Below are 16,459 nucleotides of genomic sequence, written 5' to 3' on the forward strand. Positions count from 1 at the left end.
TCGTCCGTCAGCCAGAATAAATCGCTCAAATTCAGGCTCCTTCCCGGCCGCCTGAATCATAATCGCTGCCTCAAATCAATGGGTCCTGACCCTAGCGACTGCTCGCTACGAGAAGACGGAATATGAGAACTGGGCACGCGCTAGGCTCGCGTGATTTTCGACCTGCTACATTTCGGTTACAGCGTATCTCGGTGGAACCACGCCTCGTAGGTCTGCGCCGGTTCGAAGTATCGGCCGCCCTTTGCTGCATTGTGATGATCGCAGAGAAGCTGAAGATTCGTAACGTCGTTGATACCGTTCGCGACGAGCGGCACCACATGATCCAGATTCGCGATCCCGATTTGGCTCAGCAATCCCGATAGATCAGTTCCGCATATGCAGCATCGGCCTCGGTCGCGGAAGAATACTGCCCGCTTTGCCCACGAAGGAGGTCTGGTACGCGTCACGGGGCCGAGACTCCTCCATTCAATTTTATCAGCGATCCAGCTGTTCAAATTGAACAAGACCTGCCGGTTCGCGAAGAGGATGAAAAATACATCCTCGCTCATCCTCGCGAGAAGGCGATGATAGCTCTCGGTCATCCGCAGTTCGTCATGCCAGTCGGACACGAGGTCTTCGTGCCTTTCGTTTTTAGGCAGCTCCCATCCCTTGAAAGGCTCGAACGCGAGGCCGTATCGCCGCATTGCAATCTCGGTCCATAGGGTAAAAGCTCGCTGGTCGTCCGGGACCGCCTCAAGCTGAAATTCAATCCGGCCTTCCGGCCGTGTTGCATAAAACTCGATATCACCGCGACAGAGCGTGTCGCCGATCACGGAAGCAGCAAGTTGGTGAAGCACCGTATTCATCGGAAATGACGCTGCGACGGAATCTTCTGCGATCTCGCCTACCAAGTCTCCCCATAACAGTGCGGACTCCAAAGGATCTTCAAGGAGCTGCTCTATTTCGTCGGCCATATGATATGTGGCGAACAGCGGCGACTGCCGGACCAGGCCTGATCCGCTCATCCAGCGACGCTTACATTCGCGGCGAGATTATTCCGCGCGATCATCACCCAAGAGGCTCCGCTTTCCAAATGCGATAGCGTCGCCCTTCCCATTGCCCACTGAGAAGATAAGCCTGATTGTGCTTCACTGCGAGGTTGTCGGACGAAAGGTCGAGGGGATTCAGTACGCCCGCTTCGCCTTCAAGCCGGACGTACCATTGCCCTTCCACTTGGAAGACCGTCCCGAAATGTCCGTCGAGCTGCGGTATCGACACTCTGACCGAGGAATGTAGTATCTTGGTCAATTCGTCCGGCATCGGCATATATCCGCTTAGAGCAGAGCGCTGTTTTTGGCGGTCGTCGTACTGCCCAATGCATATCGAAATATCGCCGTTGATTATGACGGTGTTCTCATTTCCCTGAACATTGATGTTCAACTGCGAAGCTTGACCCGTTGCGACAGGCGCATTGAGCGCCTTTACGACCCGCTTGTCCTGCGCCGAAGGCCTGCCCTCTTTGGTGCCGGAGAAAATGGAGATCAGATCGGCCAAGAAGGCCGTGTATTCTATAATTTCCTTGTGAAACGTTGTCGCGATCGGGGCGGCCGCGCCGGCCAAAACGATGAACTCTACCCAAAAGGTGCCGGTTCCCGCTGCCTTAATGGCTAAGCGATAGCGTCCGCGCTGTCGCTCGAACTGATTAAAGCTCTTTCCAACTTCGGCAATGATTGCGCCGATTTTTTCAGCATCGATTTCGCGGCTCGTTTCATACTCAAGTCGAAGTACGGGCGTTGCCTTGGGGGCGTTCATTGTCGGCGGCGGCATGCGTTGTTCTCCCCGTAGATTCTAGTTTGTCGAACCGGACTTTACAGTATGGTGCGCCGAAATTTGGAGCCAAAATGCTCCTTGAAAAATGTTGCTTCGCTCGGCGGTACTTGGAATGGCATTGTTTCGACGCCTTGGTCTCGCAGCCATGCGAAGCGGTGGCGGCCATCGGTAAACTGGAACCCTATTTCACAGAAGCTGGCGAACGGCATGGCACAGTGCCGGTTCCCCGCAAACCATTCGCCGACCTTTTGATAGCGACTGTCTTGGCCATTCGCCCCGCCGGGCACGATGTACTGATCCGTCAACGCCCATGCTGCGTCTATTCGTTTAATGTCGATCCATACAACCGCATCAGGTTCCTCATCCTCCCAGCCAGCCGCGAAGGGAACCTCTCTCCACACTATTTCTTGCACCGGTAATTACTTCCCTGCGAAAAGAGCGGAGGGTAGTATAATCTTGTTCAGAATGGAGGGGTCTTTGGCTGATCGATATCTGAATTTCGCAGCGCTCGCATCATCTGAGCGAAGAGGTGAGGACTATGATTTCCGCGTCGTGAACCGAGACTCTGACGTCGCTATAATTGCGCCTCATGGTGGTTTCATCGAGCCCGGGACTACTCAGATTGCAGAAGCAATCGCTGGTCATAGCTATTCATTTTATAGTTTCGAGGGCCTGCGAACCGGGCGCCCTCATGGCGATCTTCACATTACATCTCATCGGTTTGATGAACCGCAAGGTGTGGGTCTAGTATGCGGTTGCCGATCCGCCGTGGCTATCCACGGGCGAGCCGACGCTGCTGACCCGGAACAAGTCTGGATGGGCGGCAGGAATGCGAAGCTTGGTGCGCGGGTGGCAAAGGCTCTAGGTGACGCAGGATTTGTCACAGTCGGCGCTTCGAATGGCCTGAGCGCCCAAGATCGCGCAAATATATGCAACCGCGGAACACAGGGAGCTGGCGTCCAACTCGAGTTACCCCGGTCATTGCGAAATCGCTTGATAGCGGACGCGGAATTGCTGGACCGCTTTTCGCGCGCCGTGCGCGTTGCGCTGGAAGCCGAACCGGACGGTGAATTAGAACTGCATTCCTGACGGCGGCAGCGCTTGCCGTCCAGTTCAACTGACCAGCTCTCACCTTTCCTCTTTTCAGGTTTTGCATCAATAAGCAGACATTCTGAAATCGGCCAGTTGTGATCAGCTTCCTCGCAGGCGAGCACTGGCAGAGCCCGAAAAACGTTCGTTCAATGGGACCTTAGGTTGATAGCTCTGCAGCCGCGCGACTGTAACTCTGAACTTTCACCTTCGCGCTCGAATCCGACCGGACGCCATCGTCCAATAATCGTCGGTGACTGGTCGCTCCACAGCCGGTATTCTAGTTAGAATGTTCTGTCAGTGATCTGCAGAGCGAACAGTTTCGTCATGGATAGATTCGAAAACTTGCCACCGCATCTCCGGGTCCGACGCCATAAAGGACCTGCAGCGAGCGATCGCCAAAACTCGCGGCATAGGTATACACGACGTCGTCGCCTAGTTCTTCACGCTTCATCAGCTCCAGCTTCGTCAGGGCGCCGACATCCTTGAGGAGCGGCGCGAAATATGCGTTGGCATTGTCGGAAAAGTCCGGCGGGGCAAGGGGAAGATCGGCAGGGCGAAGAGCTCCGGCGCGGGTGACTTCGATCAGTGCGGCTACGCGTTTGGCAACGGCAGGTTCCGGCTTGGGGCGAGGCGGAGCCGCGACGAGCGCCGAATCCCACAGGCCCGCGACGTCGTCCGCGATTTTGACTATTGGTGCGTTGTCCTGATTGGCCAATATGATCACTGAGACATTGTCGCCGAGATAGCGCGAGTAATGGGTACGGAAGCCTTGCCAGGCTCCGCCGTGGTAATAGCGTGGCTGCCCGGCGGCGGCGGCGATTTGCCACCCGAACCCATAGGGGTAGGGCTTGCCACTGTTCAACCGGACCGGTGTGTAGGTTTCTTTCCAGCCCGCGGGGCTTAGGATCTTGCCCTGTTCGACGCCGCGCGACCAGGCGATCATGTCGTTGAGGGACGCGTAAAGCGAACCGTCGGCGGTCGAATTCATCGACGGCGACACCCAATCTTGGTTCTTCCGTTGCCCATCGACAAACTTGTAGCCGGAGGCGCGGTTGGGCACGATGTCGGCCTCGCTGATCCCGCGCGCCGTCTTCATGCCCAGCGGCTTGAATATTTCGGTGTCTACAACCTCAAGATATGAGCGCCCGGTAGCCTTTTTCACCAGAATGCCGAGAATTTCGTAGCCGGTATTGCTATAGGACCAGCGCATGCCCGGCTCGAATGACGGTGGTCGTGCGGCGATGAGCTTGACCAGTTCGTCGTCGCTATAATCAGCGCGATAATTGAAATCGGACCCGAATTCAGGGATTCCCGACGTGTGGGTGAGGAGATTGCGAACGGTAATATTCCGCCAGTTCAGGGGGGCGTCCGGAAAAAACTTCATGATTGGATCGTCGAGACGGATTTTGCCCTTTTCGACCTGTGTCATCACCGCGGCGGAAGTGAACATCTTGCCGACCGAGCCGAGCTGAAAGATCGTGTCCGCCGTTACGGGAACATTATGTTCCACCGTCGCCAAACCATAGCCTTTGGCAACCAGGACTTCGCCATCACGTAGCACGGCGATAGCCATGCCCGCGAGTTGGTCCGCCTGCATTTCCTTTGCGACGTACGCATCGAGTCTGCTGGGAAATGTCGCGGGTTCAGGGGCGGCGATCGCAGGTGTCGCCATGCCCAGCATGGTTGCTGCGATGAACATGGTGTTGCGCCTAAACATATCCTCACCTCATCCTGTCACGAATTCCCCGGACGCTGCCTTTGGCCACTGGGCTGAGGTGGAATGTTATAAATCTACCATTTCTTGTCAACTGATAACGAGATAACTAAAGCAAGATTCAGCCTCTCGTCTCCCGTGGAAGCGCAAGCGTCCGGTCAGGTCCGACCGGATCGCTTCCGCGCTGGGCTACCGACATGTCCGACATGGGCCTGATAGAGCGCGGACAGGCGTTCGAGCCTTTGTTCGACCTTTTTCCCGAGCGCGCCAATCACATCATTGATGAGCAGGTTTACAGCGCAGCTCAACGATACTTGCGAACTCCAGAACAGGTCGACTTCTGTCGGAACGGCAATGACATGATCCGTAAATTTCCGAATCCAATCACAAAATTTGTCCGTGATCATGATGATTGGAATGCCTTCGCGTTGGGCCTGCTCGGCCAGCGCAAAGGCTTGGTCGGAATAGCGCCTGAATTCGACAAGGACCAGACAATGGCCCCTCGGGTTCACCGAGAACAGGTCGTTATAATGACCCGCCGAGCTATCGACGATGCTCACGCCCTCGCGCGCATATTGGAGCAAATTGGCGAGTGTCGCGGCGACGCCGCGTTCGGTTTGGAACCCCGCAACATGCACATGCTTGCTGTGCGCGAGCAAGGCCACAATCTCTTTCCAGCTGTCGGTTTCGGCCATCGCATAGACTTCGATGATCCCAGCTAATTCCAGCTCGAGGCTGCGCTTACTGCGATCGCTTTCGCCGTGGCTACCGATGAAGTCCGTGACTTGGTCGCCCACGAGCCAAGGCACGCCCGACATTGTCATGCGGAGCCCGGTTTTCAGATCCTTGAAATGCTTGTAGCCCATTTTGCGCGCGAAGCGGCCGACCGTGATGGAGCTGACCTGAAGTTTTTCGGCAATTGAATGGGCGGTTTCAAAAGCGATCCCGCCGCGATTCATAAGGATGAAGTTGGCGATGCTGCGCTCGGAAGCGGTGAAGCTTTCCAAATTGTCTTCCAGACGCTGCAGCAAATCACGTGACGTGTCTGCCTGTTTGTTCACACAAACGATCCTCTCTCAATCCCGACAATTCCGACCCTTAGAATAATGCGTCTTGCGAAACCAGCAGGTCACGACGGAGCCTTCCTCTGTCGATCGAGCCCGATGTCACATTATTATCCAAGGCGCGATAATGGCGCGCAACCATTGGCTGGCGGCATGCCTCAGGCGAAGAAGACGCGCTATTTTGTAGTGGCACGCCGCGCCAGTTGCCCAGGCCGATTCCCTGTCGGGCGACCGTCTTTGAAAACCAGCGAGCCGTTCACCCAGACGCGAGAAATGCCGACTGATCGGGCGGTCGGATTTTCGCTGGTAGCGCGGTCCGAAACGGTCGCAGGATCAAACATTACCAGATCGGCGTGAGCGCCGACCTTGATTGACCCGCGGTCGGTCAGGCCCAAATGCTCTGCTGACGCACCGGTCATTTTCCGTACTGCCTGCTCAAGGGTCAGTATGCGCTCCTCCCGCACATATTTACGCAGGATTCGGGTGAAGGAGCCGGCGCCGCGCGGATGGCGACCGGCAAGCATGCCGTCGCTGCTGATATTGGAGTGCGGCCAGGCGATGAGTTTTGCGACGTCGGCGCTCCGCATGCTCGTGCCAATCACACTTTCGCTGGCATCGGGAACCTGCGATTCAGCAATCAACTGCATCAACGCATCAGCCGGGTCGATGCCGCGCTGCGCTGCGACTTGGGCGACGGTCTTGCCGACCAGCGACGGATCGGGGCTGAAATCGGCAAGGAGCAGGCCGTCGGCAGGCGCGAGATGTTCCAACGCGAATTTGGCGCTTTCGCGATTGGTGAAATCTCGCTTGGGGAACATCACGGTGAGTGTCGATTGCCAATATTCATAAGGATAGACATCGCCCGTGATCTTGATCCCGGCGGCGCGTGCGCGATCCATCACGGCGAGATAGCGACCGGCCTGTCCCCACCAGTCGGTCATCGCTAGCTTCATATGTGACACCTGAACCGGCATGCCGGTCACTCGCCCGATATTGACGATCTCGTCGAGCGCGGCCCAGACGAATTGATCTTCGCTTCGCATGTGGCTGATGTAACGTCCGCCAAAGCGCGCCGTTTCTTTCGCCAGTGTAAGAACCTCGTCTTTGCTCGCATAGATGCCGGGATCATATTCGAGGCCAGTCGATAGTCCGAGTGCGCCAGCTTCCATCGATTGATCGACCAGCACCTTCATTCGTTCGATTTCTGCCCGAGTGGCGGTACGTTTATAGTCGTCTCCCATCACTTCGTATCGGATCGAGTTGTGGCCGGCGTAAGTGGCAACATTGACTGCGGCGGGTGTTTCTCGGAGTTTCTCGAACAGCTGGGAGATCGGAAGTGCGGAGCTACCGTCCTGTCCTACGATGATCGTGGTAATTCCTTGGCTCGTCGCCTCGACCGCGTCGGGCATCTCGGACAAGCCGAGGTCATGATGGCTGTGGGTATCGATGAAGCCGGGCGACAATATTTGCCCGTCGGCATCGATGACGGCTTCGCCCTCGCGGGCTTTCAGATTGCCGATGGCGATGATCCGGTCGCCCTCGATCCGGACGGCGCCGCGTCGGGCTTTGATACCCGTGCCGTCGACTATCATAGCATCGGTGATCAAGGTCGTCGTTCCGCTGGTAGCGGCGGCGTGGCCCGAGACGGCAAGAATGGCGGCCGCGAAGGAGAGGCCGAAGCCGACCAGCAACATCGGCTTACGGCGATAGCTGTGTCGATATTCCGCCGCGATCGCAGTGCGCATCTTCTTCTCCGTTTCATTCAATTATGATGATCGAGTGGCTGGCGCGCCATTTGGGTACCGCCCCACAGGCCGTCGGGGCAAAAGATCGTGCCTTTGTCAAAGACCGCGCCGGGCGCTCGGTCGTTTCGCAGCAAGACGGGGCCATCGAGGTCGACCACGTCGCAAAACTGGCCAACGATGAACGCGGGTGCCATCGCAAGCGAGGTTCCGAGCATATTGCCGACCATTACGCCCATGCCGCGCGCGCGCGTCGCCTCGACCATAGCGAGCGCTTCCGTCAGCCCCCCGCATTTGTCGAGTTTGATATTGATGATCGAATAGGCCGGACTCAACCGTTCGATGCTGGATAGATCCTGCACACTTTCGTCCGCGGCAAGCGGGATAGGGGAGTAGAGCGTGTCGAGATCCTGGTCGCATGTCATTGGCAACGGCTGCTCGAACAGCGCGACCCTTTGCTCAACGAGTACAGGCATAAGCGCCTCGAGGCTGGCGCGAGAAAACCCTTGGTTGCCATCGACCCCGAGCCAGACATCAGGGCGCGCAGAGCGGAGCGCGCGGATGCGCTCTGCGTCCAGCCCATCGCCAGTTAACTTGAGCTTGAGTGCGAGTGCGTCGGCATAGCTTTGTGCACGTTCATGGACGGCGTCCGGCGCTTCGGCGCCTATCGTCCAGGTTGTGATGCGCGGGAGTGGGGTTTCAACTCCCGCACGATGCCAAGCCGGGAAACCTTTCTGCGATGACTCGATATCCCACAAAGCGCAGTCAAGAGCGTTACGCGCGCCGCCCGGTGGAAGGATCGATTGCAAAGCGGTTCTGTCGATGCCGCGTGCGAAGGTTTCTCGCAGTGCGGCGACCTGTTCGAAAATCTGCCGAGGTGTCTCGCCCAGATAGTCGACCCCGGCGGCTTCACCGCGACCGACATGTTCCCCGTCGCGCAGCATGACCACCACGACTTCAATGTCTTCATAGACATGGCCGGTGATGCGAAATGGCCGGATCAGTGGCCAAGTCTCGATAAGAACGTCGATCTCCACCTTGGCCCCTGTCAGATTTTGGCGGGGTGAAGGTTTTGCCCGAGATACTCCACGAGCGCGTGCGCACCAGTCGCAAGTGGGTCGAAGCAGGGTAGGCCGAATTCCGCCTGCAACGACGCCAGATAAGGCTCGCGGGCATTCTCCGGCAGCGCAGATGTGTTGATGCTGATGCCAGCGCAGCGGACTTCAGGATTGGTTCTCGCCGCCAGGTCAAGGTTCATGTCGATGCAGGCCGAAATGTCGGGAAGCGGATAATCCGGATAGCCATCGACATGGGTGCGACCCGCCGCATGGCACAAAATGATCGCATCCGGCTGGGACCCGTGCAGCAGGCCAAGCGCCACGCCGGCATAGGCCGGGTGAAACAGAGATCCCTGACCCTCGATCACATCCCAGTGATCGGAATCATTGTCGGGCGACAACGCTTCGGCCGCGCCGGCGACGAAATCGGATACGATGGCGTCTATTGGTACGCCGGCCCCTGCGATCAAGATGCCGGTCTGTCCAGTAGCGCGAAAGCTGGCTTTCAGGCCGGCGCTGTTCATGTCTCGGGTGATCGCAAGCGCTGAATATTTCTTACCGACGGCGCAATCGGTGCCCACCATCAGCATGCGGCGTCCTGTGCGCTTGCGACCCGTTCCAACAGGATAGCTCTGCACGGGCACGCGTATGTTGAAGAGCGAGACTCCCGCCCCCTGCGCCGCCGCAGCGATTTCAGGAATGGCCTCCAGCCGCATATGCATGCCGCTGGCCACATTCAGTCCGGCGTGCAAAGCTGCTGCAATCGGGCCTATCCACGCCGGCGCGATCGCACCGCCGAATGGCGTTATTCCAATCACCAAGGTCTTTGCGCCGGCCTTTATTGCATCGGCGAAATTCATGTCAGGCAACCCGAGGTCGATACCGCAGGTCGGCAAGCGCCATTGTCCCACGCACCGTTCAGGGGCCCAGTCGATGAGCCCGCACGCAGTTTTCGCGTAGAGCCGTTCATCAGCATCTCCCAGAAAGAGCAGATACTTTCCTGGGATCATGTGACGTCTCCCTCAGGCTTAAAGATATAGCCGCGCTACGCGGACTTGCATTTTGTCGTTATATTTATCACTAGATTTGTCAACTGAAACAAATATAACATTCAGAGGTGGCCGGAGGCGGGTTTTGTAAACGGCACCTACGCCAGCAATCGATGGCTACGTCCTTACGCTCGGAGGATTCAGTCAACGTGAACAGTAGCTTATCTAGAAATTGGAACCGCCGCTATGCCAATCATCCGCCTATCATCTGCGTGGAGATCACAAGGCGATTCCAGCAACAGGCTAGGCAACAATAGACGTTTCATACTGAAAAATAGGGACTAATCGCTGCTGATGACACAAGCCAAGCGATCCGAAATTGTCGTGATCGGCGGCGGCGTAGTGGGACTTGCCGCCGCGCTCACCTTGCAGCAGCGGGGCCGCCGGGTCTTGCTCATCGATCGCGACACCCCCGGGGCAGGCTGCTCGTGGGGCAACGCCGCAGTGATTGCGAGCTCCTTCGTGCTGCCCCTGTCCGACGTCGGTCATATCCTGGCAGCGCCGCGCATGTTGCTGGACCCGCTTGGCCCCTTGGCGATCCGGGGTCGGGACCTGATGACGACCGCCCCTTGGCTCGGACGGTTTGCGCTCAACGCGTTGCCCTCTCGGCAACGCCGGACGATCGACGCGCTCAAGTTACTGAACGCACGAGCTGTGACTTCGTGGCGATCACTTCTTGCCGGGATCGGCCAATCCCACGCCATGGCCGAGCGCGGAATGCTTGAAGTTGTTCGCGGCGGAGCCGTGGATCATGAAGCAAGCTTGCGCCGGCTGGCAGCGCGGCTTGGTGCCGAAGGCATCGCGGTCACATGGCTTGACGCCAAGGCGGTGGCCGAACTCGAACCGGTTCTGGCGGGAAGGGTGGGGGCGGGAATTCTGCACCGCGATGTTGCCCACGTCAGCGATCCGGCAATCGTCAGTGCCTCGCTTCTGAACGGTTTTCTATCGCTCGGCGGAAAGTTTTTGCGCGCCGAGATCGAGCGGCTTGTCCCGATGGAAAGTCGTGTCCGGTTGTGCTTTTCCGGCGACGAGATTGTTGCCGACCGGCTGATCGTTGCGGCCGGATACCGTTCTCGCGACATGCTTACGCCGCTCGGCTGCAAAGTCCCGATCGGCGTCGAGCGAGGCTATCACCAGATGGTCGAAAAGACGGGCCCCCTGATCGATCGCCCGATCTCCTTTCACCGCGAAGCCTTTCTTGCGACGCCGATTGGCAACCAGCTTAGACTTGCGGGGACCGTCGAACTCGCCGCCATCGACGCGCCGCCGGCGTGGAAGCGCGCCGAGCAACTTGTCGGGCTCGCCTCGCGATACCTGCCCGGCCTTGCGGCTGTCCCCGGCAGTCGGTGGATGGGCGCCCGGCCATCATTTCCCGATGGATTGCCAGCGATTGGAAGCCTCGAGGGTATTCCGCAAATCTCCTATGCCTTCGGTCACCAGCACCTTGGGCTGACGCAAGCGGCCGTCACTGCAGATGCCCTCTGTTGCCTCCTCGCCGGTCGCGGGGCGCCGTTCGATCTTATGCCGTTCAGCCTGGGACGTTTCGACCGTCCCTTCTCCCATATCAATAGATAGCTGCGAGCAGGGCCTATGAAGCTGATAGACGATGATATGCTGCTTTCGCTGTCGGACCCCGCTCCGCTTATTGATGCGATCGCCGCGGCATTCGCAAACGCCGGAAAGTTGCCGGCGCGCCTTCACTGCGATTTGCCTGGCTTCGACGATGCCAAACTCCTGGTGATGCCGGCATGGCGTGATCGGTCGGTGATCGGGGTCAAGGTCGTGACGGTGATGCCGTCCAATCGGGCCAAGGGACTTGAGACCGTTCAAGGCATCTACATGCTTCTGTCGGGGGATACCGGGCTGCCGCTCGCTAGCCTCGGGGCCAAGGCACTCACCGTGCTGAGGACCGCTGCTGTATCTGCTCTCGCGGCGCGCTATCTCGCCCGGCCGGACGCCTCAACCTTGCTGATGGTCGGAACCGGAGCGCTGGCACCCCACCTCATCCGCGCTCATCTGGCAGTCAGACCCTATGCCGATGTGCTTGTGTGGGGGCGCAATTTCGCGCGGGCTTCTGCGCTGGTCGGTGGTCTCGGCACGATCGCTGGACGCGTGAAACCGATCGCCGATCTGGGCGCTGGCTTGGCCGCGGCAGACGTTGTGTCCTGTGCAACCTCCACCAAGGAACCTTTGATTCGGGGATGCGACGTTCGCCGGGGAACGCATGTCGATCTGGTCGGGAGCTTTACACCCGCTATGCGCGAGGCTGACAGCGTGTTGCTCTCTGGCGCTCGTCTAATTGTCGACGTCGAAGAAGCGTTCGATGAGAGCGGGGACCTCGTCGAGCCGGTAAAAGAAGGAGCGATTTCGCGTTCAGCGCCGACGCTGCGGGATCTCGTTGTTCGACCGGAGCTGGCGCGCCGAGACGGCAACGAAGTGACGGTTTTCAAGAGTGTCGGTACCGGACTGGCCGACATCGCGGCCGCCGCCTTCCTTTTCGAACGAGCTCAGGGTTCGCGGTAGACGCGCGTCAGTACGGGAGATCAAAATGCAAATGATCAGGCCGAGCGCAAGGGATTCAACGGGGTTCGCCGATCCTGATCTCGTCAGGATTCGAAAGGTCGACAGAAACGCCCAGGCTGTCGCGCACGGCCATCGCAAATCCATCCGGATCGTCGGTACGGAAGACGCCGTCGAAACGTTCGTTGCCGATCGCAGGGTTGAGGATGACGAGCTTGCGCCGGTTGTAGCGATTGAATTCGGTGACGGCCTCGGCGATCGGATCATTGTTGAAATCAACGCGTCCGCTCCGCCAAGCGAGTGTACGGTCGAGCGACGCCGGCGCGGAAGGCGCGCTGGTTATCGCTGCATTATCTGCGATGAAGGCACGCTGGCCAGCGGTCAATCTTATCTTGTTGCCGTCCGCGCCATCCGCCCATGCCTCCACCACGCCTTCGGTGACGAGGACGTCGGCGCCATTGGCGCGGCGTCGTACCGCAAAAGCGGTGCCAAGGGCTTGCGCGCGGACACGACCGGCTTCGACGACGAATGGACGGCTCCTGTCTTTCGCGACCTGGAACCAAACCTCGCCCTCATCGAGCCGAACCAATCGTTTCGTCTTTGTCAGCCTGATGTCGATCCGGCTGGCAGTGTTGATCGCCGCAGTTGATCCGTCCGCAAGGGGGACCCTGCGTATTTCGCCGACATCGGTGCCATAGACCGAGCCGGCGCGGACAAACAGCACGCCGCCTGCGATCGAGGCAGCGAGTGCGGCGCCGCCGCCAGCCAATAGGCTCCGTCGGCTCATCCAGGACGCACGCAGGCCCGGTCGCGCGAAATCGGCCGTGTCGTCATTAGCAGCCGAATCATCCGAACCGTTCATTGCGATCCACATGGATTCGGCCTCCAGAAGCGCACCGCGGCGCTTTGGATCGGCGGCCAGCCATGTTTCAAGCTCGGCTTCCTCGGCCGCGGTCCAACCGCTCGCGTCCATGCGGACAACCCAGCGCCACGCATGGGCGTCCAACTCCTCGCGCGTCATTGTCATGCATGGGCTCCTAGATCGCCGAGCGTGCCGGAGCGTGGTTCGGCCAGACCTTGGGTGTCGCGCCATGCACGTTGGACTGCGAGCATTCCCTGAAACAAATCATTCTCAACAATGCTTTCGGTGATGCCGAGGCGCTGCGCGATCTCCTTTTGTGACATATCTTCGAACTTTCGCATTTCGAGGATGCGTCGACGGCGGTCGGGGAGCGAGGCGACGAAGGCGCGCAGGCTGCTCATCTCCATCCGGGCCGCGACATGGCGCTCCGGCGAGGGCGTCTCGTCGATCAGGCCGGCCACTTCGGCTTCGCTCAGCGCGTCGATTGGGACAATTTTCGCCCGCTTCCGCTGGCGACCCAGCAGGTTGCGGGCCATGGTGAAGAAATAGGCGTCAGGGCGCTCGATATGTCCAACCTCGTCAAGCATCGCGAATCTGCAGTAACAATCCTGGATTACTTCATCGATGTCTTCGTAAGAAAGGCGGGAGCGCTGCAGCCAAGCACGCACAAAGCGTTCGTGTGGCATGACCGCATCCGCCACCCACTTCGCAGTCCGGCGGCGCCGGTCGAGGTTCCTATCATTCGACGTCGTTCGTCCTTCGGCTTTCCACCTGCAAACAGGCGTATCAACATATAGAGACATCAGCACATCCATTTCCTTTTTTATTTTTTTGGAATGAAAGGACGGGGCAAAAAATAATCGCCGGAAAAAAGGAAATGGATGGGCTCGGGTCTCCTTGGAAGCATCGGCGCAAAACGCGCATGGCAGGTGGGGGAAATGACATGAACTGGGGATTCAGCCGCGGCAATATGCTCGCAACCGGTGCAATTATCTGTGTGATGGCTGCTTCGCCCGCCATGGCACAGGCGCGAAGCTTCGACATTCCGGCTCAATCGGCGACGACAGCCGTCGCGGAACTCGCGCGTCAGGCCAATGTCCAGGTTTTTGCGGCGCGCAAATACACGCGGGGTAAGCGGACCAATGAAGTCCGCGGGACAATGACGGTCGAACAGGCGTTGTCCGATCTTCTGAAAGGCACAGGCCTCACCATCCGTGCAACGGGGGCACATACCTTTACGGTCGTCCCTTTCCGAAGCGCTGATGCGGCGCGGCCAACGGGCCGTGGCGCCCCGCCGCAGTCGTCGTCAGCTGCCGACGCGATAAACTCCGAAGGCGATCTCGTCGATGACGAAATCGTTGTTACGGCCCAAAAGAAGATCGAGAATATTCAGGATATCCCCGCTTCGATAAGCGTGATCGGTGGACGCCGGCTTGAAACTATCGGCGCAACCCAATTATCGGACTATGCAGCTTATGTTCCGGGTCTGGTTGTCGATAGCGGCGGCACCCCGGGGCAGACACGCATCACTCTGCGCGGCCTTTCACCGCTCAATTCGACCGCCATGGTCGGCACCTACATCGATGACTCTCCCTTAGGATCGAGCGCTGGCTGGGTTGTCGCACCCGACTACGCTCTCGACCTGATGCCATATGATATTGAGCGGGTAGAGGTGCTGAGAGGACCGCAAGGAACCCTTTACGGCGCCAATACCATGGGCGGGCTGATCAAATATGTAACGAAAGAGCCAAACCTCAACAGCTTTTCCGGACGAGCAGGCCTAGAAGCGTCGACCATCGACGGTGCTGGCGATTTGGGCTGGGGCGTGCGCGGTGCGGTCAATATTCCCATCGTTGCCGACAGGTTAGGGCTCAGCGTCTCCGCGTTCAATCAGGTCACGCCGGGCTACGTGGACAACGTGACCATGGGCGTAAAGGATGACAATCGTATCGAGCAGACAGGAGGTCGGGCCGCACTGCTCTTCAAGGCAACCGACGATCTGACATTGAAGTTTTCGGCGATGGTACAGAATATCGATGCCGATAATATCTCCGTCGTCTCGTTGATCCCCGGAACGCGTACGCCGATTTTCGGAGATCTCCAAAACTCTCATTTTGTAGATCAGCCGTTCAATTCAAAGCTGCGCTATTTTACTGGCGCGGCTAATTGGGACCTCGGCTGGGCCGATTTCGTCTCGGCATCAAGCTACGCCACGACCAAGATCTATAGCGTCACCGACAACACGATCGATACCGGGAGCCTGTTCCCATTCGTCAGCGCTGCGCTGCCGCAATATACGGATGGGGTGGTTGTGCCCGCTGGCATCGCACCATTGGAGTTGGCAACCAAGGTGCGGAAGTTCACACAAGAACTTCGCCTTTCATCACCTGCCGACCAGAGGATCGAGTGGCTCGTCGGCGCTTTCTACACCAATGAAAAAGCCTCGATGACCCAAACGATCGTCGGGCGCGATTTCAGCAATGCCGTCATTCCCGGCTTCGATCCGTTTTACGATGCGGAATTTGCAACGACATACAGGGAAATCGCTGCGTTCGGGACGGTAACATTTAAGTTTACGGACCATTTTGATGTCGCCGTCGGCGGGCGATACGCGAAAAATGAGCAGGATTTCCGCAGCGCTGCGATAGGCGCCTACAGCGAGATCTTCGGTATCCTCGGTGCCAATGTCGCCGGCTCCAAGGAAAGCGTCTTCACCTATTCCGTGGCTCCCCGTTTGCACGTGGGCGAGGACACGATGATCTATGCGCGCGTTTCCAGCGGCTATCGCCCGGGCGGACCGAACACGCCAGGTGTCAACATCCCGCCCGAGGTCGGTTCCGACCGCATCGTAAACTATGAAGCGGGCGTGAAATCAGAACTTTTCGGTCGGCGCTTGATGGTCGATGTGGCCGCATTTCGTGTGGACTGGGAAGACATTCAGACGTTCGCTTTTAATGGCACCACCACCTATTTGGCCAATGGCGGCAGAGCGCGTAGCCAAGGCGTCGAATTCAACTCGTCGCTTTCACCAGCGCGCAGCCTGAAGCTTGGTTTTAACTTCGCCTATACCGATGCAAAACTGATCGATCCGGCCCCCCTGTTCGGCGGCGTATCCGGCGACCGATTGTCCTATACGCCGAAGTGGAGCGGCGCAGCGACAGCCGACTATGAATTCTCGCTCGGCGATAAATGGACGGGTCAAATTGGCGGCAGTGTGCGCCACATCGGCGATCGCCAGAACGGCTTCCCGGCAGGCTTCAACTATGCTCGTCTCGAGGCTTACACGGCGGTGGATTTAAACGCCGGCATATCGAACGATCGCTGGGGCGTGAGGGCATTTCTACGAAATGCCACGAATAAGCGGGCATATTTGTCTCCACGCTTCGCGGCAGGCCAAACCGACGCCACGGTTCTGCAACCGCGCACATTCGGTTTGGCGCTCGAAGGCAGTTTCTAGATGTCCTGAACGGTTGCGGCGCTGCGCTTCGGGTTATTTGCGCGAAGCTCGCGACGCACGCCAAGGGGCGCTTGCTTTGGCAACTTTTCCAG

The 16,459-nt window shown here is 58.5% G+C and carries 14 protein-coding genes; 4 read left to right on the forward strand and 10 right to left on the reverse strand.

Annotated elements, in window-relative coordinates; all coding sequences use genetic code 11:
• Nucleotides 1-176: 176 nt before the first annotated feature.
• Genes HDC35_RS19260 through HDC35_RS19270 form a run of 3 tightly spaced genes read right to left on the reverse strand, consistent with a single transcriptional unit; the run spans nucleotide 177 to nucleotide 2,222 of the window.
• On the reverse strand, nucleotides 177-1,004 hold the full coding sequence (locus HDC35_RS19260) for an HNH endonuclease (protein WP_184649017.1): 828 nt from the start codon (nucleotides 1,002-1,004) through the stop codon (nucleotides 177-179).
• A gap of 43 nt (nucleotides 1,005-1,047) precedes the next feature.
• Entirely contained in the window at nucleotides 1,048-1,806 is a 759-nt protein-coding gene (locus HDC35_RS19265; RefSeq protein WP_184649018.1) for a hypothetical protein, read from the reverse strand.
• A gap of 41 nt (nucleotides 1,807-1,847) precedes the next feature.
• The gene (locus tag HDC35_RS19270; RefSeq protein WP_184649019.1) at nucleotides 1,848-2,222 is read right to left on the reverse strand and encodes a hypothetical protein; all 375 of its coding nucleotides are present in this window, start codon (nucleotides 2,220-2,222) and stop codon (nucleotides 1,848-1,850) included.
• Nucleotides 2,223-2,274: 52 nt separating this feature from the next.
• On the opposite strand from HDC35_RS19270, the gene HDC35_RS19995 reads away from it, so the two are divergent.
• Complete coding sequence (locus tag HDC35_RS19995) at nucleotides 2,275-2,898, forward strand: poly-gamma-glutamate hydrolase family protein (RefSeq protein WP_409437965.1); 624 nt, start codon at nucleotides 2,275-2,277, stop codon at nucleotides 2,896-2,898.
• A 325-nt stretch (nucleotides 2,899-3,223) separates the two neighbouring features.
• Here the strand turns inward: HDC35_RS19995 and HDC35_RS19280 are convergent, their stop codons facing one another.
• The 5 genes from HDC35_RS19280 to dgcN all read right to left on the reverse strand — a co-directional run bounded on the left by HDC35_RS19280 (nucleotide 3,224) and on the right by dgcN (nucleotide 9,489).
• Entirely contained in the window at nucleotides 3,224-4,600 is a 1,377-nt protein-coding gene (locus tag HDC35_RS19280; RefSeq protein WP_184649021.1) for a serine hydrolase, read from the reverse strand.
• Nucleotides 4,601-4,773: 173 nt separating this feature from the next.
• The gene (locus HDC35_RS19285; RefSeq protein WP_184649022.1) at nucleotides 4,774-5,676 is read right to left on the reverse strand and encodes a MurR/RpiR family transcriptional regulator; all 903 of its coding nucleotides are present in this window, start codon (nucleotides 5,674-5,676) and stop codon (nucleotides 4,774-4,776) included.
• Between the two features lie 179 nt (nucleotides 5,677-5,855).
• Nucleotides 5,856-7,424, reverse strand: coding sequence for an amidohydrolase family protein (locus tag HDC35_RS19290; RefSeq protein WP_221438351.1), 1,569 nt, complete (start codon nucleotides 7,422-7,424; stop codon nucleotides 5,856-5,858).
• Between the two features lie 17 nt (nucleotides 7,425-7,441).
• Entirely contained in the window at nucleotides 7,442-8,458 is a 1,017-nt protein-coding gene (locus HDC35_RS19295; protein WP_184649023.1) for a dipeptide epimerase, read from the reverse strand.
• Nucleotides 8,459-8,469: 11 nt separating this feature from the next.
• Nucleotides 8,470-9,489: an N-acetyltransferase DgcN gene (gene dgcN / locus HDC35_RS19300; protein ID WP_184649024.1), complete on the reverse strand. Its 1,020-nt coding sequence runs from the start codon at nucleotides 9,487-9,489 to the stop codon at nucleotides 8,470-8,472.
• Nucleotides 9,490-9,822: 333 nt separating this feature from the next.
• On the opposite strand from dgcN, the gene HDC35_RS19305 reads away from it, so the two are divergent.
• Nucleotides 9,823-11,103, forward strand: coding sequence for an FAD-binding oxidoreductase (locus HDC35_RS19305; protein WP_184649025.1), 1,281 nt, complete (start codon nucleotides 9,823-9,825; stop codon nucleotides 11,101-11,103).
• Between the two features lie 15 nt (nucleotides 11,104-11,118).
• Nucleotides 11,119-12,051, forward strand: a complete 933-nt coding sequence (locus HDC35_RS19310) for an ornithine cyclodeaminase family protein (protein ID WP_184649026.1) — start codon at nucleotides 11,119-11,121, stop codon at nucleotides 12,049-12,051.
• A gap of 55 nt (nucleotides 12,052-12,106) precedes the next feature.
• On the opposite strand, the gene HDC35_RS19315 is transcribed toward HDC35_RS19310, so the two are convergent.
• Both HDC35_RS19315 and HDC35_RS19320 read right to left on the reverse strand, forming a co-directional pair.
• Nucleotides 12,107-13,069, reverse strand: coding sequence for a FecR domain-containing protein (locus HDC35_RS19315; protein ID WP_184649027.1), 963 nt, complete (start codon nucleotides 13,067-13,069; stop codon nucleotides 12,107-12,109).
• Between the two features lie 2 nt (nucleotides 13,070-13,071).
• Complete coding sequence (locus HDC35_RS19320; protein WP_260397850.1) at nucleotides 13,072-13,596, reverse strand: RNA polymerase sigma factor; 525 nt, start codon at nucleotides 13,594-13,596, stop codon at nucleotides 13,072-13,074.
• 257 nt (nucleotides 13,597-13,853) lie between these two features.
• Between HDC35_RS19320 and HDC35_RS19325 the strand changes: the two genes are divergently transcribed.
• Nucleotides 13,854-16,367 (forward strand): TonB-dependent receptor, encoded by a 2,514-nt coding sequence (locus HDC35_RS19325; protein ID WP_184649028.1) that lies wholly within the window; start codon nucleotides 13,854-13,856, stop codon nucleotides 16,365-16,367.
• Nucleotides 16,368-16,459: the final 92 nt, after the last annotated feature.

The organism is Sphingopyxis sp. JAI128, from assembly GCF_014207235.1.
GTDB lineage: Bacteria > Pseudomonadota > Alphaproteobacteria > Sphingomonadales > Sphingomonadaceae > Sphingopyxis.